Source organism: Petralouisia muris (assembly GCF_004793545.1).
In the GTDB taxonomy this organism is placed as follows: Bacteria; Bacillota; Clostridia; order Lachnospirales; family Lachnospiraceae; genus Petralouisia; species Petralouisia muris.
In genome coordinates this window covers 122816-145293 of record NZ_SRYA01000002.1, presented here as the reverse complement: position 1 = coordinate 145293, position 22478 = coordinate 122816, and the positions used below count along the sequence as shown (strand labels likewise).

Annotated in this window: 21 protein-coding genes; 2 read left to right on the top strand and 19 right to left on the bottom strand. The window is 46.6% G+C overall.

Annotated features, from left to right (window positions below):
* Positions 1 to 42: 42 nt before the first annotated feature.
* The 6 genes from E5329_RS01780 to gpr all read right to left on the bottom strand — a co-directional run bounded on the left by E5329_RS01780 (position 43) and on the right by gpr (position 7483).
* Positions 43 to 708: an epoxyqueuosine reductase QueH gene (locus E5329_RS01780; RefSeq protein ID WP_135987865.1), complete on the bottom strand. Its 666-nt coding sequence runs from the start codon at positions 706 to 708 to the stop codon at positions 43 to 45.
* A 97-nt stretch (positions 709 to 805) separates the two neighbouring features.
* Entirely contained in the window at positions 806 to 2080 is a 1275-nt protein-coding gene (hemW, locus tag E5329_RS01775; RefSeq protein ID WP_135987864.1) for a radical SAM family heme chaperone HemW, read from the bottom strand.
* A 148-nt stretch (positions 2081 to 2228) separates the two neighbouring features.
* Positions 2229 to 4043, bottom strand: a complete 1815-nt coding sequence (gene lepA, locus E5329_RS01770) for a translation elongation factor 4 (RefSeq protein WP_135987898.1) — start codon at positions 4041 to 4043, stop codon at positions 2229 to 2231.
* Between the two features lie 164 nt (positions 4044 to 4207).
* Entirely contained in the window at positions 4208 to 5116 is a 909-nt protein-coding gene (locus E5329_RS01765; RefSeq protein WP_168356480.1) for a CorA family divalent cation transporter, read from the bottom strand.
* Between the two features lie 31 nt (positions 5117 to 5147).
* Positions 5148 to 6458 carry a stage II sporulation protein P gene (locus E5329_RS01760; protein WP_135987862.1) on the bottom strand — a complete coding sequence of 437 codons (1311 nt, stop codon included), beginning with the start codon at positions 6456 to 6458 and terminating at the stop codon, positions 5148 to 5150.
* 74 nt (positions 6459 to 6532) lie between these two features.
* On the bottom strand, positions 6533 to 7483 hold the full coding sequence (gene gpr / locus E5329_RS01755) for a GPR endopeptidase (RefSeq protein WP_135987861.1): 951 nt from the start codon (positions 7481 to 7483) through the stop codon (positions 6533 to 6535).
* A gap of 236 nt (positions 7484 to 7719) precedes the next feature.
* Between gpr and rpsT the strand changes: the two genes are divergently transcribed.
* The gene (gene rpsT, locus E5329_RS01750) at positions 7720 to 7998 is read left to right on the top strand and encodes a 30S ribosomal protein S20 (RefSeq protein WP_135987860.1); all 279 of its coding nucleotides are present in this window, start codon (positions 7720 to 7722) and stop codon (positions 7996 to 7998) included.
* Between the two features lie 69 nt (positions 7999 to 8067).
* Here the strand turns inward: rpsT and holA are convergent, their stop codons facing one another.
* Genes holA through ahpC form a run of 3 tightly spaced genes read right to left on the bottom strand, consistent with a single transcriptional unit; the run spans position 8068 to position 10315 of the window.
* A complete protein-coding gene (gene holA / locus E5329_RS01745) occupies positions 8068 to 9051 on the bottom strand; it encodes a DNA polymerase III subunit delta (protein ID WP_135987859.1) in 984 nt (327 codons plus the stop codon).
* 20 nt (positions 9052 to 9071) lie between these two features.
* A complete protein-coding gene (locus E5329_RS01740; RefSeq protein ID WP_168356479.1) occupies positions 9072 to 9737 on the bottom strand; it encodes a thioredoxin family protein in 666 nt (221 codons plus the stop codon).
* Positions 9738 to 9748: 11 nt separating this feature from the next.
* Entirely contained in the window at positions 9749 to 10315 is a 567-nt protein-coding gene (ahpC, locus tag E5329_RS01735; protein WP_135987857.1) for an alkyl hydroperoxide reductase subunit C, read from the bottom strand.
* Between the two features lie 201 nt (positions 10316 to 10516).
* Here ahpC and E5329_RS01730 point away from each other — a divergent pair, with 201 nt between their 5' ends.
* The gene (locus E5329_RS01730) at positions 10517 to 10720 is read left to right on the top strand and encodes a hypothetical protein (RefSeq protein WP_135987856.1); all 204 of its coding nucleotides are present in this window, start codon (positions 10517 to 10519) and stop codon (positions 10718 to 10720) included.
* 150 nt (positions 10721 to 10870) lie between these two features.
* Here E5329_RS01730 and E5329_RS01725 read toward each other — a convergent pair whose 3' ends face one another.
* The 10 genes from E5329_RS01725 to E5329_RS01680 all read right to left on the bottom strand — a co-directional run bounded on the left by E5329_RS01725 (position 10871) and on the right by E5329_RS01680 (position 22471).
* Positions 10871 to 13489 (bottom strand): ComEC/Rec2 family competence protein, encoded by a 2619-nt coding sequence (locus E5329_RS01725; RefSeq protein WP_135987855.1) that lies wholly within the window; start codon positions 13487 to 13489, stop codon positions 10871 to 10873.
* Positions 13482 to 14474, bottom strand: a complete 993-nt coding sequence (locus tag E5329_RS01720; protein WP_135987854.1) for a GerMN domain-containing protein — start codon at positions 14472 to 14474, stop codon at positions 13482 to 13484. The genes E5329_RS01725 and E5329_RS01720 overlap by 8 nt, the downstream gene beginning before the upstream one ends.
* Before the next feature lie 9 nt (positions 14475 to 14483).
* On the bottom strand, positions 14484 to 15899 hold the full coding sequence (locus E5329_RS01715) for a sensor histidine kinase (protein ID WP_135987853.1): 1416 nt from the start codon (positions 15897 to 15899) through the stop codon (positions 14484 to 14486).
* 15 nt (positions 15900 to 15914) lie between these two features.
* Positions 15915 to 16604, bottom strand: coding sequence for a response regulator transcription factor (locus E5329_RS01710; RefSeq protein WP_135987852.1), 690 nt, complete (start codon positions 16602 to 16604; stop codon positions 15915 to 15917).
* Positions 16605 to 16614: 10 nt separating this feature from the next.
* Positions 16615 to 17202 (bottom strand): helix-hairpin-helix domain-containing protein, encoded by a 588-nt coding sequence (locus tag E5329_RS01705; protein WP_168356478.1) that lies wholly within the window; start codon positions 17200 to 17202, stop codon positions 16615 to 16617.
* 158 nt (positions 17203 to 17360) lie between these two features.
* Positions 17361 to 17798, bottom strand: a complete 438-nt coding sequence (locus E5329_RS01700; RefSeq protein WP_135987850.1) for a DMT family transporter — start codon at positions 17796 to 17798, stop codon at positions 17361 to 17363.
* 101 nt (positions 17799 to 17899) lie between these two features.
* A complete protein-coding gene (locus E5329_RS01695; RefSeq protein ID WP_135987849.1) occupies positions 17900 to 19276 on the bottom strand; it encodes a hemerythrin domain-containing protein in 1377 nt (458 codons plus the stop codon).
* 174 nt (positions 19277 to 19450) lie between these two features.
* The gene (locus tag E5329_RS01690) at positions 19451 to 20656 is read right to left on the bottom strand and encodes an aspartate aminotransferase family protein (protein ID WP_135987848.1); all 1206 of its coding nucleotides are present in this window, start codon (positions 20654 to 20656) and stop codon (positions 19451 to 19453) included.
* 101 nt (positions 20657 to 20757) lie between these two features.
* Positions 20758 to 21666: an acetylglutamate kinase gene (gene argB / locus E5329_RS01685; RefSeq protein ID WP_135987847.1), complete on the bottom strand. Its 909-nt coding sequence runs from the start codon at positions 21664 to 21666 to the stop codon at positions 20758 to 20760.
* A 76-nt stretch (positions 21667 to 21742) separates the two neighbouring features.
* Positions 21743 to 22471: a hypothetical protein gene (locus E5329_RS01680; protein WP_135987846.1), complete on the bottom strand. Its 729-nt coding sequence runs from the start codon at positions 22469 to 22471 to the stop codon at positions 21743 to 21745.
* Between the last annotated feature and the right edge of the window lie 7 nt (positions 22472 to 22478).

Here is a 22478-nt window from a genome sequence, read left to right as displayed (position 1 = left end):
TCTATCTACTGCCGTTCCTCCAGGGAAACATGCAGCTTCCCGTCATTCTTTATTTTCTTTGTTCTTCTGCCGCTCCTCCATGGAAAAGACGCAGCCGCAATAATCCTGCCGGTACATATTGTACTCTCTGGAAAGCTCTGCAGAACGTTTATAGCCATCCCGCTTCTTGAAATCAGAAACCAGATAAGAAACCCCGTATTCCTCCGCCAGCATTTCTCCGATTTCATTGAGTTTTTCCGCATTCTTTAAAGGACTGATGGATAAGGTTGTGGTAAAATAATCCATTCCCAGTTCCCTTGCATATTTGGCCGCCTCCCTTAAACGCAGCTCATAACATCGAAAACATCTGTCTCCTCCTTCCGGCAGCTGTTCCATGCCCTGGACCATCTGGTAAAACCTGTCTGTCTCATATTTTCCTTCCAGAAATTCAATCTTAAAATAACTTTTCTGATCCGCTGCTCCAGATACATTCTGCCAGAACTGATGGATAAAATGCTTCTGTTCTTCCACCCGTTTGAAATATTCCTCCTCCGGATAAATATTCGGATTATAATAAAGCACGGTAATCTGAAAATACCGAGACAAATATTCCAGCACATAGCTGCTGCAGGGAGCGCAGCAGCTGTGCAGCAGCAGACGGGGCGCCTGATCCTGATTTCCCAGATGTTCGATCATCTTATCCAGCTCTTTCTGATAATTCCGTTTCATCCTCTCTCCTCTTCCTGTCCCATATTAGCACATTGCCCTTCTGAGCACAATGCCTTTTTATCCCCGCAAATCCTAAACTTCCAGATTTCTCCTTCTTTCACAGCAAAAATTCACTCAGAATATAATTACTGACAAAAATCCCTTCTTCTGTCAGGCTAATTCTTCCCTCTTTCTGCTCCAACATCCCCTGGCTGCAAAGCTTCTGCAGCACAGTCCCATAGACCCCTTCCAACTCCGCCCCGAATCTCTCTTTGAATTCCTTTCTGGATACTCCCTCCGTCATGCGAAGACCCAGAAACATAAATTCCTCCATCCGCTGTTTTTTGTCCAATGCAATCACCTGTTCTGCATTAAGAAGTTCTGGCGCATTCTGAAGAATTCCGGCCAAGGACTGCTCCCCTAAAAACTCTCCGGCGCTTTGACTGCCAAAACATAATGTTCCCTTTCCAAGCCCCCGGCAATGTTCCAGATATTCCTCCATACTGCCAATGTTAGAAAATCTCAGACGCTCCATCAAAGAAGCGCTCCCAATCCCCAGCCCCAGATAAGAAATTCCCCGCCAGTAACCGATATTATGGCGGCACTCCCTGCCTGGCCTGGCATAGTTGGAAATTTCATAACGGCGGTATCCTTTCTCATTCATCATCTGCCCGGCCAGGCGGTACATTTCCTGTTCCGTTTCCTCTTCCGGCAGATAACATGGATGTCCCCCTTGTTCCCTGCACCGTTCATCCCGCCCATACTGTTCATAAAAGGGCGTTCCCTCCTCCACCATCAGGCTGTAGGCAGAAATATGTTCCGGCCGCAATTCCAGTACCTTTCTTAAAGTATATTCCCAATCCTCTGTTTTTTGCCCGGGAAGCGCTGATATCAAATCCACATTTATATTTTCAAATCCCATTTTCCGGGCCAGATCGTAGTTTTCCAGAAACTGCCCATAGGTATGGATACGTCCCAGAAGCTGAAGCTCCCTGTCCAATGCCGACTGCAGCCCGATACTTAAGCGGTTGACGCCGGCATTCTTATAAAACAACAGCTTCTGCCTGTCCAAGGTTCCCGGATTGCATTCTATGGTAATTTCCGCATCTGAAGCCACCGAAAAGGAATTCCCAATCGCTTCCATCAACTCTGCAATCTGAACCCCTGCCAGAAGGGAGGGAGTTCCGCCGCCGAAAAACACAGTGGATACCTGATATTCCCTGCACAGCCCGCCTTTCTGCCTGATTTCTTCCAGCAGGCAATTCACATAATGCCTGCGGACTTCTTCCTCCGCAGGCATTGACAGAAAATCGCAATAATTACATTTTCGGACACAAAACGGGATATGAAGATACAATTCCAGTTCCTTCCGGAACTTATGCTTACTTTCCATTCTAATCGTTGCAGCTCCTTATCTTCCTGATGTTCGTTAGGAACTGTTCAAAAATAACTTTTAAATCGTTCCTTGGCAAAACCCCTGCCCTTACAAGAGTACAGTAATTCTCAACGCTTCGAACATTAAGGAATCCCTGTATCAGAATTTACTTGTCATCCAGCTTCAGCACACTCATAAATGCTTTCTGAGGTATCTCTACATTTCCAATCTGGCGCATCCGCTTCTTTCCCTCCTTCTGCTTCTCCAACAGCTTACGTTTTCTGGTAATATCGCCGCCGTAACACTTTGCCAGCACGTCCTTGCGCATAGCCTTCACGGTTTCCCGGGCGATGACCTTGCTGCCGATGGCTGCCTGAATCGGGATCTCGAACAGATGTCTGGGAATCTCTTCTTTCAGCTTCTCACACATTTTCCTGCCCCGTTCATAAGCCGTCCCGCTGTGAACAATAAAGGACAGCGCGTCCACTTCTTCTTTATTGATCAAAATATCCAGCTTCACCAATTCGGAACGGGCATAACCTTTCATTTCATAGTCAAAGGAAGCATACCCTCTGGAACGAGACTTTAACGCATCAAAAAAGTCATAGATAATTTCATTTAAAGGAAGCTCGTATCTCAGCAGCGCCCGGGTTTCTTCCATATACTCCATACTAATATAAGTTCCCCGCCGTTCCTGGCACAAATCCATAATGGCGCCTATGTACTCGCTGGTCACCATAACCTCCGCACTGACTACCGGCTCTTCCATATATTCAATTTCTGCAGGATCCGGCAGGTTGGAGGGATTAGTCAATTCAATCACTTCTCCGTTCGTCTTATGCACCTTGTAAATAACTCCCGGGGCTGTGGTTACCAGATCCAGATTATATTCCCGCTCCAGCCGCTCCTGGATGATTTCCAGATGCAGCAATCCCAAAAATCCGCAGCGGAAGCCAAACCCCAGCGCAATGGAGGTCTCCGGCTCAAACTGCAGCGCCGCATCATTTAGCTGCAATTTTTCCAGCGCATCCCGAAGATCCGGATATTTCGCCCCGTCTGCCGGGTACATTCCGCAGTAAACCATGGAATTTACCTTCTTATAGCCTGGCAGCGGCTCTTTACAGGGCCTGCCTGCATCGGTGACAGTATCTCCCACCTGGGTATCCCGGACATTTTTCAGGCTGGCGGTGATATACCCTACCATACCGGCGCTTAACTCTTCACAGGGAATAAACTGCCCTGCGCCGAAATACCCCACTTCCACCACATCAGCCATTGCCCCTGTGGCCATCATCCGAATGGTTGTCCCCGGCTTTACTCTTCCTTCCTTCAAACGGCAGAATACAATTACGCCCTTATAAGAATCATATACAGAATCAAAAATCAGTGCCTGCAGGGGATTGTCCGCATTTCCTCCAGGCGCAGGAATTTTCTCCACAATCTGCTCTAACACTTCTTCAATATTCAACCCCGTTTTGGCAGAAATCTGAGGGGCGTCCTGGGCCTCTAATCCGATGACATCCTCAATCTCATCAATGACACGGTCCGGCTGGGCGCTGGGCAAATCTATTTTATTGATCACCGGAAGCACGTCCAAATCATGATCCAAGGCAAGGTACACATTGGCCAGCGTCTGGGCCTCAATTCCCTGAGCCGCATCCACCACAAGAATTGCGCCGTCACAGGCTGCAAGGCTTCTGGATACTTCATAGTTGAAATCCACATGGCCCGGCGTATCAATCAGATTGAAAATATATTCCTCTCCGTCTTTGGCCTGATACACAATGCGGACCGTCTGGGCTTTGATGGTAATTCCCCGCTCCCGCTCCAGTTCCATATTGTCAAGGACCTGCGCCTGCATTTCCCGGCTGGTCAGAAGCCCTGTCTTTTCAATTATCCGATCTGCCAGTGTTGATTTTCCATGATCTATATGTGCAATAATGCAAAAATTTCTGATTTTACTTTGATCAATCGCTGCCATAATCTTATCCACATCCTCCTGTTTTCCGATAATTCATATTTCCTATAACAGTATATACTTTCTGGGATCTATACGCAATCTTTTTTTACGGCAGTTTTCCTTGTTCCGGCTCTCCAGGCGCTGTTTCAGCCGTAAGCCGCATCCCAAGTCCGCAGGACTGCTTTTCAAAACAGCTTTTTCTTTTTAAAGAACCAGATGCACGCCAGTATTACCAATATGCTTAAGCCCCCGGCAAAAGCATACCCATATTTCCAGCCAAGCTCTGGCATTCCTGTAAAATTCATCCCATACCAGCCGGCAATTAAAGACAAGGGCATAAAAATCGTAGTCACTGTGGTAAACACCTTCATAATCCTGTTCTGCTCATAGGACAGAGCTGCGTCCAGCGCCTCCCGGATATGCACCAGCTCTTCGTAAAGAAACTGAGTCTCTTCTGTCAGCCGCTTCAGCTTATTCTCATAGACGCGGAAAAAACAGGCAGATTCCTCTGTCAAAACCTGCCCCTTCCCTTCATTCTTTTTCTGTTCCAGTCCATTAATCCCCTCTACGACGTTTAAAAACCGTCCGTAATCATTTTTCCAAACAGTTAGTGTCCGCTTGCATTCAAAAATATTTTGGTTACGGTTACGGCTGATTCTCCCGCTGACAATCTCATGTTCCATCTCTATCAGATATTGTTCCATCTTCTCTGTTTTCTGCTGTCCCCGTTCCAGCAGCCGCTCAAACAGTTTTTCCAGCGTGTCTTCCATGGCAGTGCCTCCTGCATCATGATTCTCCATGCCAGACAGTTCCTTCCTGGGGAAGATTCCTCCTTCATCCTCTAAAACTGCCAGGATAAACCCTTCTTTCCCCAGCAAAAATGCAGCAATGCTGGCCCTGCCATCCGGATTCTGCCCTTCATGAAAGCTGAATGCGCCATAGAGACAGTCCTCCGCCATCCTCACCCCGGACCAATATACCGGCTCCAGCTTTCGGATGGACTGAAACAGCAGTTCCTCCCGGCTGTTTCTCTTTTTTTCTGCCAGATGTTCCAAGCTTATAAACTGTACCTTTCCTGATTTATCCTCTTGCATGTTCCTCATCCTTTTTCTTATATAATAAGCCTTACTCTGATAAAACTTTATGTAAAAGAAATGCCAGAGGTTCCATGGCATTTCTGGCCTCTTCAAAGGTATTAGTCTGGGCCCCTACTTCAATCAGCAGGCTTTTCGGCCGGTAATGCAGGTTGTAACGGTAGCCTTTCAGATAATTGGCCCTTGTAAATCCCGGATAATACTCCTCTGCCGCCAGCTTCATCTGGAAGGAAAAAGCCAGGTTATCTTCAAGATAGGGATTTGCCAGATAGGAGATATCCCCGTTTGCTGTAGTCCTGCTCAAACCATTGAAAAACATAATCTGGGCCGTCTGCTTCCCATTTACTTCCGTTACCAGATGTGTGGTTTCTGCCACTCCGTCTCTGTGCAGATCAATTACCACTTCTATGGAAGGATTTTCTGCCAGAATCTGCTCTAACGCAGGGCCGGCGTAAGAATAGGCGTTATCCCTGTCCTTCACATCATACTCGCCGGTATGATGCATTACATTGAATCCATACTCCTCCCGCAAAAGCTGCGCCAGATATTCTGCCGCTCCTACCACTCCGGCGCTGGTATCCCCCGGCGGGGTATCCGCATACCCTTCTTGGGAATGGGTGTGATAAATGAGAATCTGCACATTCTCAGCTCCGGTTTCCAGCTTCATGCTCTTTCCAAGAAGGACGTCTGTATTCAGCTGGCTGCTGTCTATGGTGGTCGTGCGGTCAATCTGATAAAAATTCTGCACCAGATAATCAAAATCTTTCAGCTTCTCTCTGGAAATTTCCTGCACTTTTCCGGAAGCGTCGCTGGCCGCTGTCTGTGTCTCTTCCTTCTTTTTCTTCTTGCTTTTTTTCTTCGTCTCCTTTTTGGTTTCTTCGGATTTTTCTGTCTCTTCCCCCTTCTCTTTTGTTCCCTTTGCCTCCTCTCCGTTCCCGGCTTTCTGCCCATTCTCTGCCAGAAGTTCCTTGGTAAAATCACTTTCGATCTCTGTATCATATTCTGTTAAGGTTTCACTGAATCCATATATGGGATAAAATTTCTCCAGTTTTTCCAATATATAATTCCCCAAAGAAGGCTCTTCTTCCTTTTCATCCGTTACCATAACCATCATACAATTTTTCCAGGCGCCTACGGCTATTTCTTCCCTGATATAATTCCCTATCTGTTCTAACGCCGGCGCCCGGCCTGTTTCTGCCATATTCTGATAGCACACAAATACAAACAGGAGACTGAAACAGCACAGAAAAAAACATATGGCTTTTCCTGTTTTTTTTCTTCTCCTGCCTGCCACTTTTACATCTGGGTAAAAGTATCTGCGTTTCATCCACTTTTTTCTCATTTTCCTATTCCCGTCAAGCTGTTTCCCTATTGCATCATTTACGAATAGTTAAGTATATGCCTGTACGAAAAATTTTATGCAAAAGCAATGTTTAATCCCTCGGAAATGGTAAAACTTAACCGCTTGACAGATTCATCTATATCCTTGGGGGTTACGAACATGGTATTGAGCTGGGGCGATAACAGTTCCCGGATCAGCTCATATTTTTCCATTTCATTTAATGCATTCAGCCCGGTGCTTAAGGTCTGCAAATGGCTGTTTTCCTCCATGGCCTGAATCAGCGTATGCATAGTGTCATTTACAATGGTGGCTGCATCCACCACCGTAGGCACGCCAATGGCAATGACCGGAACGCCTACCGTCTCTTCTGACAGTCCATGTCTGTGATTTCCCACGCCAGAGCCAGGATTAATTCCCGTGTCTGTAATCTGTATGGTGCGGCTGAGCCTGCGGGTGCTTCTGGCTGCCAGCGCGTCTATGGCAATCATCACATCCGGCTTGGTCTCTTCCACTACGCCCCGTATAATTTCCTGGCTTTCCATTCCGGTCTGGGCCATCACGCCGGGAACGATCCCGCTGACTGCATTTACTTCCTCCTCCCCAAAAGCGTATTTGCCAAATTCCTTCAGCACATGCCTGGTTATCATCATATTATCCACCACCCTTGGCCCTAAGGCGTCCGGCGTCACTTCACGGTTTCCAAGCCCTGCCACAAGCACTGACAAGATATGTTTTTCCTCTGGCAGCAGTCTCCGAATCAGCCTTGCCAGCTCCACAGAAACCTCTCTGTGATAGTCCTCATCCTGGCTGTCCAAATTAGCCGCTTCCAATGTAATATAGGTCCCTTTTGGTTTTCCCATGGCTTTCGCCCCATTTTCCGTCTCAATTACCATTGTGGTAATCTTTATTTCCGATTCTTCTCTGCATTCCTCTTCCACCCGCACTCCTTTAATTTCCACATGATCCTCTTCAAATTTCTCGCGGGTCTCCAATGCCAAATCTGTACGCACCTGAAACTGACTCATAATATTCCCTCCAAAACTATGTTTTCAGTCACAATCTCATCTTCTGAAACTTGCATAGTTATTTTTTACAAAAAAATGCAGAAATATGTATTGACAGGCTGAAAATTAGGGGATAAAATATATGAGTATGTTTACATTAGAACGTCCGTGTCCGGATTTAATGAAACAACTGTAAGCAGTGCAATCCTTTTTCCGCATAAACAGTCAATTGGATTGTCATCAGAATCATTTAAAAAATGGAGGTGAATGGATTGGCTAACATCAAATCAGCAAAGAAAAGAATTTTAGTAACTGAGATTAGAACAGCCCGCAACAAAGCGATCAAATCTGCTGTGAAGACTGCCGTGAAGAAAGTAGAGGCTGCTGTTACAGCAAATGACAAAGAAGCTGCACAGAAGGCGTTATCAGCCGCTATTTCTCAGATCAGCAAGGCTGCTTCCAAGGGTGTATATCATAAAAACACCGCAGCCAGAAAGGTTTCACGCTTAACCAAAGCTGTGAACAATATTGCTTAATTAATTTTAGAATGAATTCCCGCCATTCAGGCGGAAAAAAGGAGCCGATACCGTCAGTCGGCTCCTTTTTCATATGCCTTTCGTACTCTCCACAATCAGCAGCTCCACTGCCATCCGATCATTCAGGTTCCCTCTCTTAACATCTTCCTCCGCCTGCACACAGCGCAAAACAGCCTGCTTTAACTGCTCTGGAGTAAACCTGCCTGCCTGTGACAGATTTCTTCTTACTGTAAATTCCGGAATTCCCGCTTTGGATGAAATAAACTTATGATCATATCCCTGCGCTCCAAGCTCTTTCACCTGCAGCAAAATCTGAAACTGCCTTGCAATGAGAAACAAAATCCGCATGGGCGGCTCCTTCAGGGCAAGCAAATCATAGTACAATTCCAACGCCTGCCTCCGCTTTCCCTCTGCAATACAATTTACCATCTCAAAAATTCTTCCAGTGGCCTGCCCCGTGCAGACGGCTTCCACATCTTCTGCTGAAATAACTTCCTTTTCCAGCGTATAACAGAAGAGCTTTTCTAACTCCCTGTCAATATTTTCCATATCATTTCCGGTTTTCTCCAGAAAGAGATGCATGACCGGCTGGGTGATCTTTTTATTTTCCCGCTTTAACCGTGTGAGAATCCACTGTATCAGCAATCCTTCTTTCTGCCTGGCAAATTCCACCGCCCGGCCTGCGCCCTTTACTGCCTTATACAGCTTGCTCCGCTTATCCACTTCCTCTTCCACAAACACAAACACAGTGGTCTCGGCAACATGCTTCATATACTCCGCCAGTTCCTCGCAGGCCCCTTTGAAGCAGCCGCTGTTTTCTATCAGAATCAACCGATAATCCGCCAGAAAAGGAAGCGTCTCCGCCAGATCAATAATCTCTCCGAGATTACAGCCTTTTCCTTCATAATAAGCGACGTTCATGGTATCTCCCGATGGAGATAATGCCTGCTGCAGCTTCTGCTTATACTGCCGCTTCAGATAGCTTTCATCACCATACAGAAGATAGGCTGGCTGAAAACTGCCCTTCTTAATGTCTTCGTCAATGCTTTTCATAAATACCTGCCGACAAGGTTCTATTTATAGGTTCGCAAAACCTGATAAATCTCATCCATGTTTTTGCTTCCCATCAGAACCTCTTTCTCATTAATCACTGTCATGGGAATCCGCTCAATCTTGTATTTCTCCACCATCTCCGGATACAGCCTTGCATCAATCATCCTGGCTTCCAGCGCCTCACATTCCGCAGCCATTTTCTGGCAGGTAATCACCTGCTGGGCGCAGTGGTGGCAGGAAAGAGAAACAAATATCTTGATTTCACTTTTATGGGTAAGCTTATCTAATTTCTTCTTCATCCGCTTGTCCATTTCCTGTCCGGGGCCTGCCGCATTATAAATGGCAAAAATCAGGGAATTCAGTTCCTTCCCTCCGGTTACCCCGTGAAAAGAAATTCCAGTATATTTTCCCTGCCTGCGCAAAACAGTTGCAGGCAAAAGAGAGACATCCGCTTCCGGCAGTTTTTCCTTTGCTTCTTCCCGATCGTAAAGCTGACAGGACAGCTTGTCTGTAAGATCCGAAATATGGCGCACCAGTTCCGCCATTTCCACAGACGCTGCGGCCTCAGGGTCAATGACGCAAACAAGCTCAACTTCACCTTCCAGCTTTGCGAATACGCCCTTCATCTGTTCTTCCAGCTCTGGAGTGATCAGGCTGCTTTTGGAAGCAATTTTATCTATACCCATGCATCTTCCTCCTATAACATTCCCACCAGATCCAAACTGGGGCTTAAGGTCTCCTCGCCAGGCTGCCATTTTGCCGGGCATACCTGATCTCCGTGCTCTTCCACGAACTTTGCTGCCTGAACTTTCCTTAAAAGCTCTGCAGCGTTCCTTCCGATTCCCATATCGTGAATCTCATAAGCTTTCACTACGCCTTCCGGATTCAGGATGAAAGTTCCCCGCAAAGCCTGTCCTTCTTTTTCCACCAGCACGCCAAACTGTCTCGCCAGCTCTCCTGCCGGATCTGCCAGCATCACATACTGGATTTTCTTAATCGTCTCAGATGCGTCTGCCCATGCTTTATGAACAAAATGGGTGTCCTCAGACACAGAATAAATTTCACAGCCCTCTTTTTTAAATTCCTCATAATGTTCTGCCAGATCGCCTAATTCGGTTGGGCATACAAAGGTAAAATCTGCCGGATAAAAAAACAGCACCGACCAGTGTCCCATCAAATCCTCCTGACTTACTTCAATGAAATCTCCCTTTGCATAAGCAGATACATGAAACTCCTCTACTTTTCGGTTAATCATATGCTCCATCGCTCTGTTCCTCCTTTTATTCTTTGCTATAAATTATAAAGTTCTTTTGGCAAAAAAGCAACTTTAATTTTACCTTGTACACATTATCGCAAGTGTCAAAAACCTTTCTTTTCCACTTGTAACCCAAAAGAAATCAGGATATAATAAATCTATCATATGCATTCGGGAATATTTTATCCTGATAACAGGAGGAGGAAAAACATGGAGAACAAAAATTTAGATATTACTAACATGAACGGAATGACCAACGAAGACGACAAGACCTGCGGATTAAATGACATGAACTGTCTGGGGGACGACGCAGAGAAAGACAGCACCTGCAGCATCACAAACATGAACTGCAATACCGAAGATGATGATACAACCTGCAGCATTACAGATATGAACTGCACAGGCGACAAATAGTATATTGTGGAACATCAGCGACGCCGCAGCAGGCTTGGCATCTGCCATCCTGCTGGGGCGTGTTTGATTTTCCTCCACGGGTTTTATCCTCCGCTGTCGGAATTATCCATTTCTCTCCAATACCTATCCCAATTCAGTAAAAGACATAGATTACAGAAAGGGCCGAATCAAAATCTGCCCTCTCTCCATGGTACTCACCACCCGGCTTCCCGCTTCTTTCATCCTCTGTACTGCCTCTGCTCCCGGATGCCCGTAAGAATTCCCTTTTCCGCAGGAAACCACGATAATCTCAGGAGACAGTAATTCTAGAAATTCCAGGCTGTTAGAGCCGTCAGAACCATGATGGGCGGCCTTATAAAAAGTAATCCCTCTGATTCCTTTTTGTTCCATCCATCCTTTTATCCTCCCTGCCTCCACCATCTGCCGCTCCTGGCTGACGCCGATATCCCCGGTAAAAAAGCCGGTAAAATCCCGGTACTCCAAAGAGAGAACCAGGGAATTCCCATTCCGATCCTCTTTGTCCTCTGTCCCTTCCGCCTGAGGATGCCAGACTGTAAAAACTGCTTCCCCGCTTCCGAATCGCATTCCGGGTGAAACAAAAAGAATCCTGCATCCTGCGTCCTCTGCCAGCATCAGCAATTCCTCCCCTGCTTCGTCTCTGACCATTCCCTCTGCCACTATCAAAGTTTCAACGGGATATCCCTCTTCCAGCAATTCCTTTAAGCCGCTAATATGATCCTGGTCTGCATGGCTTACCGCCCAGCCCTGGATGGAAGTGATACCTCTTGATTTAAGAAAAGGCAGAATCCGGTAAGTTCCGGCTTTTGAAACGTCACTGCTTCCGCCATCCACAAAAAAATGCTCCCCGGCTTCTGTCTGAATAAAAATGCCGTCCCCCTGACCCACATCCAGCACATCAATTTCAAATTGAAGGGGCTTACGCAGAAATAAAATCAGGAAAACTGCCGCTCCAAGAACCCCCAGCCATTTCTTCCGTCCCTTTTTTCGGTACAGGTACAGCGCTGCCGCCAAACTCACATAATAGCACACCGCCAGAGCTATTCCCGGCCTTCCAACGGTCAATACCGCACCGGGCAGTTTTAACGATTTCCTGCAAATCCATTCACTTTTTGCCAGCATCCATTCTGCCGGCTGCAGAATGATTTTCCCTGCCGGCAGAAATATACTTCCTGCAGACGCCCCCAACACTCCAAGGGATAACAGCAGCCCCAGAAAAGGCAGAATGCACCCATTCACCAGAATGCCGTAACAGGGAATTTCATAATAAAAATACAGAGAAAGGGGCAATGTTGCAAGCTGAATGCAGAAACTGATAGAAAGAGAATCCCAAAAACGTCCCGCCCATTTTTTCCATACAGAGTTACATTCCTTTGATTTTCTTTCTATATCCTTGTTCTCCCTGCTGCTTCGTTTCTGAAAAACCCTCCCCAATAAAACCTTCCGGAAACCCTCCTTATCTGCATCCTTTTCCTCTTTTCCTCCAGGTTCTTTCAGAGCCGCTGCAATCACTGCTGCTCCCAATACCGCTCCATAAGAAAACAGGAAGCCGGCATAATTCAGTACAAAGGGATTCTCCCACATCTGAATCCAGGCGCTTAATCCCAGCGCTGTTAACGTATCGTAACTGCGCCCTAAAAGATAAGCCGCCATATTCACGGCAAACATCAGCAATGCCCGCACGGTGGAGATTTCCATACCGGAAAGCTGTCCGAAGGCAACGGCAATTCCCACAGCCGCAAGACTGCTGACCTTCCCGGGACAGCCCAATCTGCAAAGCAAACGAAACATACCCATACCGAACAACGACACATGCAGGCCGGAAATGGCCAGAATATGCGAAATCCCAGCGCTCCGGTATAAATCTTTCACCTCCTGCTGCAGCAGGCTCTTATCCCCCAGCGTCATATCTGCCAGTAATCCAGCGTTTTTTTCAGACATACACCGGAGATATACCCTGCAAAATTTTTGCCTAAGATTCTCCAGAAACGCCGCTGTTTTGCATTCCTTGTCTGAAATCAGCGTTTCCTCTTCTGCGTAGAGACGAAATTCTATTTTTTTACTCTGGTAATATTGTTTTTCATCGAAATTCCCTTCATTGCGGGATATTTGAAATGGCGCATAGCTGCCGGTAACCTTCAGAATATTTCCCGGCCGGATATGCCGATTAGAACTGTAGACAAGAATCCCATAACAAGGGAAAAGGCTTCCCTCTGCCGCCACTTGGGTATCTGTCAGATAATATAAATACTGCTCTTCCTTCTCTTCTTTCTTTTGAACCTCTCCCCAAAGGGTTATTTGATCTCCTTCTTCCAGTACCGCTTCCAGACTGTCCCGCACCTGCTGCTGCGCCTGAATCTGAGAAGAACCGGCACAGAATGCCAACAGGCAAAACAGGCTGCGAAACACAATTGTCCCGTAAAGTCCCCGCTTCCAGTATACGGCTGACCGAAACTCCTGCCGGCCGGCAGATTCCCCGGGACTGCCGGTATCTTCTACTGTGCAGCAGGCAGCCTTCCTAAGACTGCCGGTATCTTCTGCTGTACAGCAGGCAGCCTTCCTAAGACTGCCGGTATCTTCTGCTGAAAGGCTGCGTTTTTCCCATGCTTTCTTCCTGTCTCTGCCTGCTGCAATGCCCAGAACAAGGATAAATAACAGAAAACATGCCGCAAACAGGAGATTTTCTTCCTTTCCAAAGAGAATTCCCATCAGAAGAGAAATTGCCAGGCAGCAAATCATACGATTAGTCACCTGTTTCCTCCTCTATCACTACTTTTTCCGCTCCTTCTTCTATCTGGGCTTCCTGGGAGCGGGCGCTTTCATCCAGATAATCCAAATTTCTTTCATACATGGTGTTTAAGTCCATTTTCTCCCGGTAAGTCAGATTAGTGTCTCCGTTGACAGAAATCTGCACTTTATTAATATTTGGCAGCTCCGCCAGGGAATTTACAATGGAATAGATCACCAAAGGCTCCGCAATCTCATAATTCTGACTGAGAAACCCTTCATTTAGATTTACAAATCCTACCCCGTCCAGCACCGATACGTTTACCAACTTGGTTCCCTCAGGAACGGCAGACCGCATTTGGCTGCCCTCAGGCCCTTTTAAAAGCTGCTCCATTACCAGTTTTTCCATAGAAATATTACTGCTGTAATGTACCTCCTGTACTTCCGGAATCAGCCCTGTTCCCGCTTCATTCGAAAAGTAAAGGGTAATGCTGGCCGTCTGGATGGTATTGATCTGTTCTCCGGGATTCTCAATAAAGGTTTCCGCCGTCATAAGGCCAATCAGACTCCCGCTGGAATCCATCAGCGGAGAATCCTCTACATAAAACGACACGCAATCCACCCCTTTTACCTGGGTCAGCGTCCTTACAATGGCAGCGCGGCACAACACTTCGCTTACATTGTCCATTTCCATATAACTGCTGCCAAAATACAGATAAAGCTGGGCGTTTTCCAGCTTCCAGGATTTCAGTTTCACATCCTTGGGCACCGCCTGCCGGTAATCCTCCTGCTGTTCCTCTCCCACAAGCCTGCCCAAAAACTCCTGAATCATTCCCCTGTCATCTTTCGCCATAGGCTCATAGCCTTTTGCAACTGTTTTTGTATTCTCTTTATTTACATAGAAAATCTTGTATTCCGAAGAATCCTCCTGACCCCTTTCACACCCTGCAAGCCCTGCAATGGAAAGAACCAGAAGCAACAGATACAGACTTTGTTTTTTTCTTCTCATTCCATCCTCCTATACAATATACATCAGAGGGATGCGGACAGTGAATATGGTCCCTTCTCCCTCCTTGCTGTGGGCTTTGATGGCGCCCCGGTGCATCAAAACGGCGCCTCTTGTAATGGCCAGGCCAAGGCCGGTTCCTCCGATTTCTCTGGAATGGGACTTATCGGCCCGGTAAAAACGCTCATAAATATGCTCCAGCGATTCTTCCGGTATTCCAATTCCGGAATCTTCCACCCGCACAAAGAAATATTTGTGGTCTGCATTTAAGGATACATGTACCCATCCCTCCGGCTTATTGTATTTGATGGCGTTTTCCACCAGATTGGAAAGGGCGAGGGAAAGCTTCACTTCATCCACCTCCGCACTGACAGGACGGAAACTCTCTAACACCAGTTCAATATTCTGCCGCTCTGCAATCGGTCTTAGCCGCTTCATAATCATTTCCAGAAGCTCATTGACATTTACCACAGAAACATTCAAGGTTCCGGCAGATTTATCCATTTTCACCAGCGACAGAAGATCATTGATAATCTTATTTTCCCGTTCAATCTCCTCTGCTATATCTCCCATAAATTCTTTGTACAGTTCCGCCGGGACATCCCCCTGAGCCAGCAGGGAGTCTGCCAGAACCTTCATGGAAGTAAGGGGCGTTTTCAATTCGTGGGACACATTGGATACAAATTCCTGCCTGGAATCATCAATCACACGCATTTTGCCCCAAATCTCATTAAAAGCTTCCGAAATAGCCTCTGTTTCCGTATAATCAGAAATCATCAGCTGCTCCTCATCTTCCGCCTGAACCTCCTCTAAATATTTGGTCAGCTTTCCCAAAGGACGAACCAGCCGGTTGGCCCAGAATAAGGCAAATCCCAACACTACTGCCAGAATAGCCAGTTCCACAATCAGGGCGTTGTCTTTCAGATACTCGTAATTCAGCATAATGCTGTCCGTGGAAACGCTGACCAGCATAACTCCCTGGTTCTGGTCTGAGTCTGCTTTCCGCAATGGAATGGCCAGTTCAATATAACGGTTCCTGGAATCATATTTGGTGATTTCCTCTCCCTGAAAGCTTTTCACTACCTCTTCAGAAATAATAGTCTTCCCGGTATCCAACCCATAGGTATCCTTCACAATCTGAAAGCTGCTGTTGATAATCATAATCCTGCCGTCGTAAATATTGGACAGCATCTCCAGTTGAACATTGATCATTTCCTCAGAGGGGTCCTGGATGTAATTGTATGTAATCACCTGATTCCCCAACATCTTTGCCTGCCCTGCAATGTCAATGCTCCGGTTAGATACCGCCCGGCTCTCATAACTGGCAAGAATTCCCACCCGCAGCACAACATTCGGCAGGATTCCAATTAACGCCATCAACAAAAACAGCCGGAATTTCAGGCTGTGTAAAAATTTCAACTTTTTCATTTCCGTCCCTTACGCCTATCCCTGATAATAGTAGCCGACGCCCCATTTTGTGTGCACATATTTAGGCTCGCTGGGATTGGCTTCAATTTTCTCCCGCAAACGCCGCACATGGACATCCACGGTACGCACATCCCCCGGATATTCATGTCCCCACACCAGATTCAGCAGGTTTTCACGGCTGTATACCTTATTGGGATTCAATACCAGAAGCTCCAGCAAATCAAATTCCCTGGCAGTTACATTGATTTCCCTTCCCAGAATAAACAAGCGACGGCTTTCCTGATCCAGCTTCAAATCTCCATTTTCCACCACTTTGGACTTCTCTTTTTTCGGCTGTTTCGGCGAAGTTCTGCGCATAATAGCCTTAATCCTCGCTTTCACCTCCAGGATATTAAAGGGCTTGGTTATGTAATCATCCGCCCCATATTCCAGTCCCAGAATCTTATCCATATCATCCCCCTTAGCCGTAAGCATCACAATAGGCACGGAAGAAAATTCCCGTATATGCTGACATACTTCAAAACCGTCCATTTTGGGAAGCATAAGATCCAACAGTATCATATCATACGTATTCTCCGTTGCAAGCTGTAACGCCTCTTCTCCGTCATAAGCGCAGTCCACCTCCATGCCGTCCTGCTCCAGACTGAAACGGATTCCCTTTACGATTAATTTTTCATCATCCACTACAAGAACTTTCTTTGCCATAATCTGCACCTCAATCAACCTTAACGCTGTCCTTTATTTTTGAAAATACACCGTCTTTGATTCCTTCTACCTTCATCAAATCTTCTACCTGGGAAAAACCGCCGTTGGCTTCCCGAAATCCCAGAATGCTTCCTGCCCTGGACGCTCCAATTCCCGGAAGCGTCATAAGCTCTGCTTCTGTGGCAGTGTTCAGATTAATTCTGCCATCCTCCTGCTGTACTCCACCCGGGGAAGGTCCTTCCTCCCCATAAGCCGGAATATAAATCATCTGGCCGTCCTGCACGACTTCTGCCTGATTGATCCTTCCTGGGTCTGCGTCTTCCAAAACGCCGCCTGCAAGCTCCACTGCCTGAAAGATCCGGCTGCCCTCAGCCAGCTCATACACACCGGGCTCTGCCACCGAACCGCTCACCTGAACATAGATCGTGCGGCTTTCTTGCCCCTCAGACTGCTCCTGATCTTCCTCTGGCAAATCTGGCGCCCGATCCAAAAACTCCTGCGCCGGTTCCTCCAGCAGAATATTGTCTGGTTCATTCGTTCCGCAGCCTCCTGCAAGCAGCAGCGCCGCCATCATAAAAAAGATGATTTTCTTTGTCATACTTTTCTCCCTTCTCACTGTATGCCTTTGCATCTCTTGCAATCTGTATCTCACAAAACCAATCCCGCAAGAAGAGAAAAATCTTATTCACGAATCTTTTCTATTGTAACGAACTTCCCGAAATATTACAAGAGTATTTCAAAAATATTGAGAATTTTTTATCGGGACTCCCATTTAAAAAGGATAATCCCTCCAATGCAGATTGCCATTCCCAATACCTTACGCCATTCAAAGGGCTGCTTCTCCATACCGAACAAACCGAACATCTCAATCAGATACGCCACAATTAACTGGGCAATCACAATCAGCATCACTGCCTGGGCCGGCCCCAGGGCATCCATACTTTTGATTACCGTATAAGTGATAAACGCGCCAATCACGCCTCCCAACAGCATATATTTGGGCTGTATCTGAAGAATGCCTGCAAAACTTGTCCGGTCAGTAAAAAACCATCCCACCAGGCAAATCACCAGTGCGGAAAACTGCACCCAGCTATTGCTGACCCACATACTGGTTCCTTTAGTTACCTCTGTATTAAACACTCCCTGAACACTCATCAGCGCCCCTGATAAAAGGGCAATAAAAATCCCAATCATGATAATCCTCCTGACTGCTTTGTTTTTATGTAGGATATACCATAATTGGAATTTTTATACCGGACAGACAGGAAAACCTGCTGCCCTTTTCTGCCGTTTGCTTACCTGCTTTTCTTTTTAAAATAATCGTCAATCTCTTTTCTGATTTTCTCAGGAGGCAGCGATTTTAACAGATATCCTGCCGGCTTTAAGGATATAACCTTCGAAACGCTCTCTTTATCTACTCTGCCTGTCAAAAACATTACCGGAATATCGGCAAGCTCCTTCTCAGAACGGATCATCTCCAATACCTGCCTGCCGTCGCAAACCGGCATTTCATAATCCAGAAGAACCAAATCCGGTCGGTTTAAAGTAATGCAGCGAATTGCGCCTAACCCCGAATTGGTCTCTGAAATCTCATAATCCTCTCCCAGAAGTTCTCGCATTGCCTGCAGCATCAATTCAGAATCATCCACCACAAGCAATTTCTTCTTTCTGCTGATCTGCCTCTGCTTTTCACTGTTCCTGTCCAGGTACTTTTCCACCTCAGACATTGCATTCCCTGCATGGATAGACGCCACATTCGTCAAAGACGCTCCCATCCCATCCTGAATTAAATGGGGCGCAATGGCACAGAAAGCAAAATATCCTTTCCCTGTGTCAAACAGCAGACTGAACTGAGGCTTCTCCCTCATAAACCGTTTCTCAAACTGCTCGTGACTGAGGAGATTCTCTTCTTTTATCTCGTACAAATCAGAGGGCAGAAACTGCTCCCGAATCCGTTCTATAAACTGACGTGCAGTATACCTGGCAGCATTCATCACCAAAACGCTCATTTCCTCAGATTCTGCCCCCAACATGCTCCCTATGGTCTGAATCAGCAGTTTTTCTTCAAAAACCAGCATAATCTCCCATTGTTCCTCTTTGCTTGCACCATAAACAAGACGATAGTAAATCCCTTTTCCAAACTGTTCTCCGCCGTAACACTCACTGACTAACCGGGCCTTTAGCTGGAACATATCCTCCAGAAGCTGAAGAATCATTCTCCGCATCTCTGCCTGCTCTTCTTCCGGAAGCAACTCCCTCCACCGGCTCTCAACTCGCCCTGTAATCGCACGATCCTCTGTCAGGGTGTGTCCAATCAGCCAACCGGCACAGACGCCCAGAAAATGGTCGATGGCTTCCTCTGAATAATTGGACTGATTCAACTCCTTCTCCAAAGAGGGAAGGGTATTCTTTCGGAAATTGTCATGAACCAGTCTGTGGGTTTCAAAACCGGAATAACTGATAGACGCCATATAGACCTCTTCCTCTGCGAAATGCTTCATGGCATGCTCTCTGAAATATTTAATTCCTTCCTGACAGGCCCATCTGCTCTTCTCATCCTGCCGTTTGCTTGCAAAGAGCTTATTCAGAATACTGAAAAGCTTCTTATGTTCTTTGTCAATTACATCTACTCCTATATTAAATCGATCCTGCCACACTAATTGATTTCCCATGATATCCTCCTTGTGCAATGATACAATATTATAATATAAGATTTTTTTCGATTTGTCATTATCTTTTTCTCATTTTTTTGGCAATTTCTCCTACAATTTTTCTCATAATGCTTCTTTTGCGTCAAAAAATCAGGATATTTCACAAAGATGAAACCGCGCATCCAGGAGAAGCTTCTACGGCTGACATTCCTGCAGCACATTCCGCAGGATTGCAGTCATTTCATCCACATGCTCCCGCTCAATGATAAGAGGGGGAAGAAACCGCAGTACATTATGTCCTGCAGTAATCAGAATAAGCCCCTGCTCCAATGCCTTTGCGCTTACCTCTCCTGCAGGCACGGCGGATTCCAGTTCCAGCCCCTGCATGAGCCCCCGGCCCCGTCTTGCCGTAAGGAAGGAGTATTCTGTCTTCAATTCTTCCAGCCGCTCCTTCAGATACACGGAAACTTCCTGCACATGCTCCAGAATCTTCTTCTCCTCAAAAATATCCAGCACCTTGCTGACCGCTGCGCCAACAAAAGGATTTCCCCCGTAAGTAGTTCCATGGTCACCGGGCTTTAAGGAAGATTCCGCCACATGTTCTGTCAGCGCAAAAGCCCCCACTGGAACGCCGCAGCCAAGGGCTTTGGCGCATGCCATGATATCCGGCTTTATCCCGTATTCCTGCCATGCAAACATGGTTCCCGTCCTTCCCATGCCGCATTGTATTTCATCCAGAATCAGAAGAATATCATGCTCCCGGCAAATCTTTTTTATCCCCATAAGAAATTCTTTTTTTGCAGGATAAATGCCGCCTTCTCCCTGAATGGTTTCCAGCAGAATGGCACAGGTTTTTTCATTCACCAGAGAAGCAACGCTATCCAGATGATTGTATTCTGCAAATTTCACGATTCCTGGCAGCGGCTCAAAGGGTTCCCGGTAATGAGGGTTTCCTGTTACAGCCAAGGCCCCCAGGCTCCTTCCATGGAAGGAATGCTCCATGGCGATTATTTCATGATCTGTGGTTCCATCTTTGGCATATGCATATTTTTTCGCAGCTTTTATCGCCCCTTCTATGGCTTCCGTACCACTGTTAGTAAAAAATGCCCGATCCAGGCCGGAAGCTCTGCAGAGTTTTTCCGCCGCTTCTATGGTGGGCTGATTATAATACAGGTTGGAGGTGTGAAGCAGCTTGTCTATCTGAGTTTTTAAAGCATCGTTATATTCCTTGTTCCCATATCCCAGCGCCTGCACGCCGATTCCCGCTGCAAAGTCCAGATAGTTTTTTCCTTGCATATCATAGAGGTATACGCCCTCTCCATGATCCAGTACAATCGGAAAACGGTTGTATGTATGTAAAATATTCTCCTCTGCCTGTTCCATCCATTTCTTTGTTTCCATATACAATTCTCCTTTATCTCCTATTGCAGGAAGCCTTTTCCCGCAGGCTTCCTGCCAGTTCAGTTCTGGCTTTTACAATTTCCCGCAGGCTTCCTGCCAGTTCAGTTCTGGCTTTTACAATAAAACCGTTCCTCGCCGTCTCCTAAAATAGCAGTTCCGATTCCCCGATTGGTAAAGATTTCCAGCAGCAGGCAATGAGGAATCCGACCATCCAAAATATGCACTCTCGACACTCCATTTTCGATGGCGTCAATGCAGTTGTTCAGCTTCGGCAGCATCCCGCCGCCGATAAATCCGTCGCCGATAAGCTCATGGGCTTCCGAAACAGACAATTCCGAAATCAATGTGGATTTGTCTGACGGGTCCTTGTACACGCCCTCAATATCTGTGAGAAATGCCAGCTTTTCCGCATTGACTGCCCTTGCAATGGCGCATGCCGCATCATCGGCATTGATATTGTATGCGTCAAATTCATCTCCCAGGCCGATGGGACACACAATCGGCAGAAAATCCTTCTCCAGCAAATCAAATAGAACCTTGGGATTGACTTCTTTCACATCCCCTACAAATCCAATGTCCTGACCGTCAGAATATTTCTTATCCACCTTCAAAAGTCCCCCGTCCTTGCCGCTGATTCCAATGGCGTTCACCCCAAGCTCCTGTACCATCTGTACCAGGGATTTGTTTACTTTTCCAAGAACCATCTCCGCAATTTCCATGGTTGCCGCATCTGTTTTCCGAAGTCCGTTGACAAATTCCGGCTTCATACCAGATTTCTCCACCCATTTACTGATTTCCTTGCCGCCGCCATGAACAATAATGGGCTTAAATCCCACCAGCTTTAGCAACGTCACGTCCTGAATCACGCTTTTTTTCAGTTCCTCATCCACCATGGCGCTTCCGCCGTACTTTACCACGATAATTTTGCGGTTAAACCGCTGAATATAAGGCAGGGCCTCGATCAATACTTCTGCTTTCTGCAGGATTTCCTGCATATTTTTCTCTTCCATTTTTCTTCCTCTTTTCTGTTTTATGTATCGTCACTCATCCGTGTCACATTCTGCAAGCTCCATCCCAAGGCGTATTTTACCCGCCCAGCGCTGCAGCGTCCTCATAACATCGGCGAACATCTTCTGCCAGTCTCTTCCAGGATTCATATTCCAGCTTTTCTTCCAGTTTCTCCCAGCCGCCTTCTGCCTCAAGGGGAATGTTCCGGCTGCCCAGCTCCCGGCCAAGCCACCGGGCATAATCATACACATCCTCAGGGAACTTACGCTCAAATCCGTCGCTGAAATATTCTGTGCACCACAGCCATCCTCCATTAAAAGAACGTTTTGCGCCGTCCTCCATCTTAAATTCAAACATCAGAACGCCCTGAAAATCTGCCCTCAAAGTAAAACATTCCACATCCTGCCAAGCATATCCTTTTTGATAGAAAAAACAGCGGTAATCCACTCCGTCCAATGTAAACCGCTGACGCCAGCACATGCTCCCAAAAATTCCCACTACGGTAAGAAAAAGAGACACTAGCCCAACCGCGCATTTTTTCTTTCTGGAGAAACCAGCCCTGATTCCCTCTCCATTTTCTTCCTCAAAATAGCCTTTCAGACCATCCTTGCTAAACAGCCAGAGAACTGCCATAAATAATCCCAGGGACAATAAAATGGGAATCCCTGTTCCAGTAATCAAATAAATGCTGCCGACTCCGTAATACCGCTGATACCCTTCTTCCACCATTGGAAGTACGATAAAAAAAATAATTAGAATGCACAAAACTGCCCCCAGCAGGCGGAAGATGACGCTTCGTATCTTCATGCCGGCT

Bases quoted from the DNA above. Each gene is read 5' to 3' on its own strand.
- E5329_RS01695 (WP_135987849.1), bottom strand. From the start codon at position 19,276: ATGGGAAATCAATTAGTGTGGCAGGATCGATTTAATATAGGAGTAGAT.
- E5329_RS01730 (WP_135987856.1), top strand. From the start codon at position 10,517: ATGGAGAACAAAAATTTAGATATTACTAACATGAACGGAATGACCAAC.
- holA (WP_135987859.1), bottom strand. From the start codon at position 9,051: ATGAAAAGCATTGACGAAGACATTAAGAAGGGCAGTTTTCAGCCAGCC.
- E5329_RS01710 (WP_135987852.1), bottom strand. From the start codon at position 16,604: ATGGCAAAGAAAGTTCTTGTAGTGGATGATGAAAAATTAATCGTAAAG.
- E5329_RS01760 (WP_135987862.1), bottom strand. From the start codon at position 6,458: ATGAGAAAAAAGTGGATGAAACGCAGATACTTTTACCCAGATGTAAAA.
- argB (WP_135987847.1), bottom strand. From the start codon at position 21,666: ATGGAAGAGAAAAATATGCAGGAAATCCTGCAGAAAGCAGAAGTATTG.
- E5329_RS01765 (WP_168356480.1), bottom strand. From the start codon at position 5,116: ATGCAAGAGGATAAATCAGGAAAGGTACAGTTTATAAGCTTGGAACAT.
- E5329_RS01690 (WP_135987848.1), bottom strand. From the start codon at position 20,656: ATGGAAACAAAGAAATGGATGGAACAGGCAGAGGAGAATATTTTACAT.
- E5329_RS01780 (WP_135987865.1), bottom strand. From the start codon at position 708: ATGAAACGGAATTATCAGAAAGAGCTGGATAAGATGATCGAACATCTG.
- E5329_RS01720 (WP_135987854.1), bottom strand. From the start codon at position 14,474: ATGAGAAGAAAAAAACAAAGTCTGTATCTGTTGCTTCTGGTTCTTTCC.
- lepA (WP_135987898.1), bottom strand. From the start codon at position 4,043: ATGGCAGCGATTGATCAAAGTAAAATCAGAAATTTTTGCATTATTGCA.
- gpr (WP_135987861.1), bottom strand. From the start codon at position 7,483: ATGAGTCAGTTTCAGGTGCGTACAGATTTGGCATTGGAGACCCGCGAG.
- hemW (WP_135987864.1), bottom strand. From the start codon at position 2,080: ATGGAAAGTAAGCATAAGTTCCGGAAGGAACTGGAATTGTATCTTCAT.
- ahpC (WP_135987857.1), bottom strand. From the start codon at position 10,315: ATGGAGCATATGATTAACCGAAAAGTAGAGGAGTTTCATGTATCTGCT.
- E5329_RS01680 (WP_135987846.1), bottom strand. From the start codon at position 22,471: ATGAAGATACGAAGCGTCATCTTCCGCCTGCTGGGGGCAGTTTTGTGC.
- E5329_RS01700 (WP_135987850.1), bottom strand. From the start codon at position 17,798: ATGATTGGGATTTTTATTGCCCTTTTATCAGGGGCGCTGATGAGTGTT.
- rpsT (WP_135987860.1), top strand. From the start codon at position 7,720: ATGGAGGTGAATGGATTGGCTAACATCAAATCAGCAAAGAAAAGAATT.
- E5329_RS01740 (WP_168356479.1), bottom strand. From the start codon at position 9,737: ATGGGTATAGATAAAATTGCTTCCAAAAGCAGCCTGATCACTCCAGAG.
- E5329_RS01705 (WP_168356478.1), bottom strand. From the start codon at position 17,202: ATGACAAAGAAAATCATCTTTTTTATGATGGCGGCGCTGCTGCTTGCA.
- E5329_RS01715 (WP_135987853.1), bottom strand. From the start codon at position 15,899: ATGAAAAAGTTGAAATTTTTACACAGCCTGAAATTCCGGCTGTTTTTG.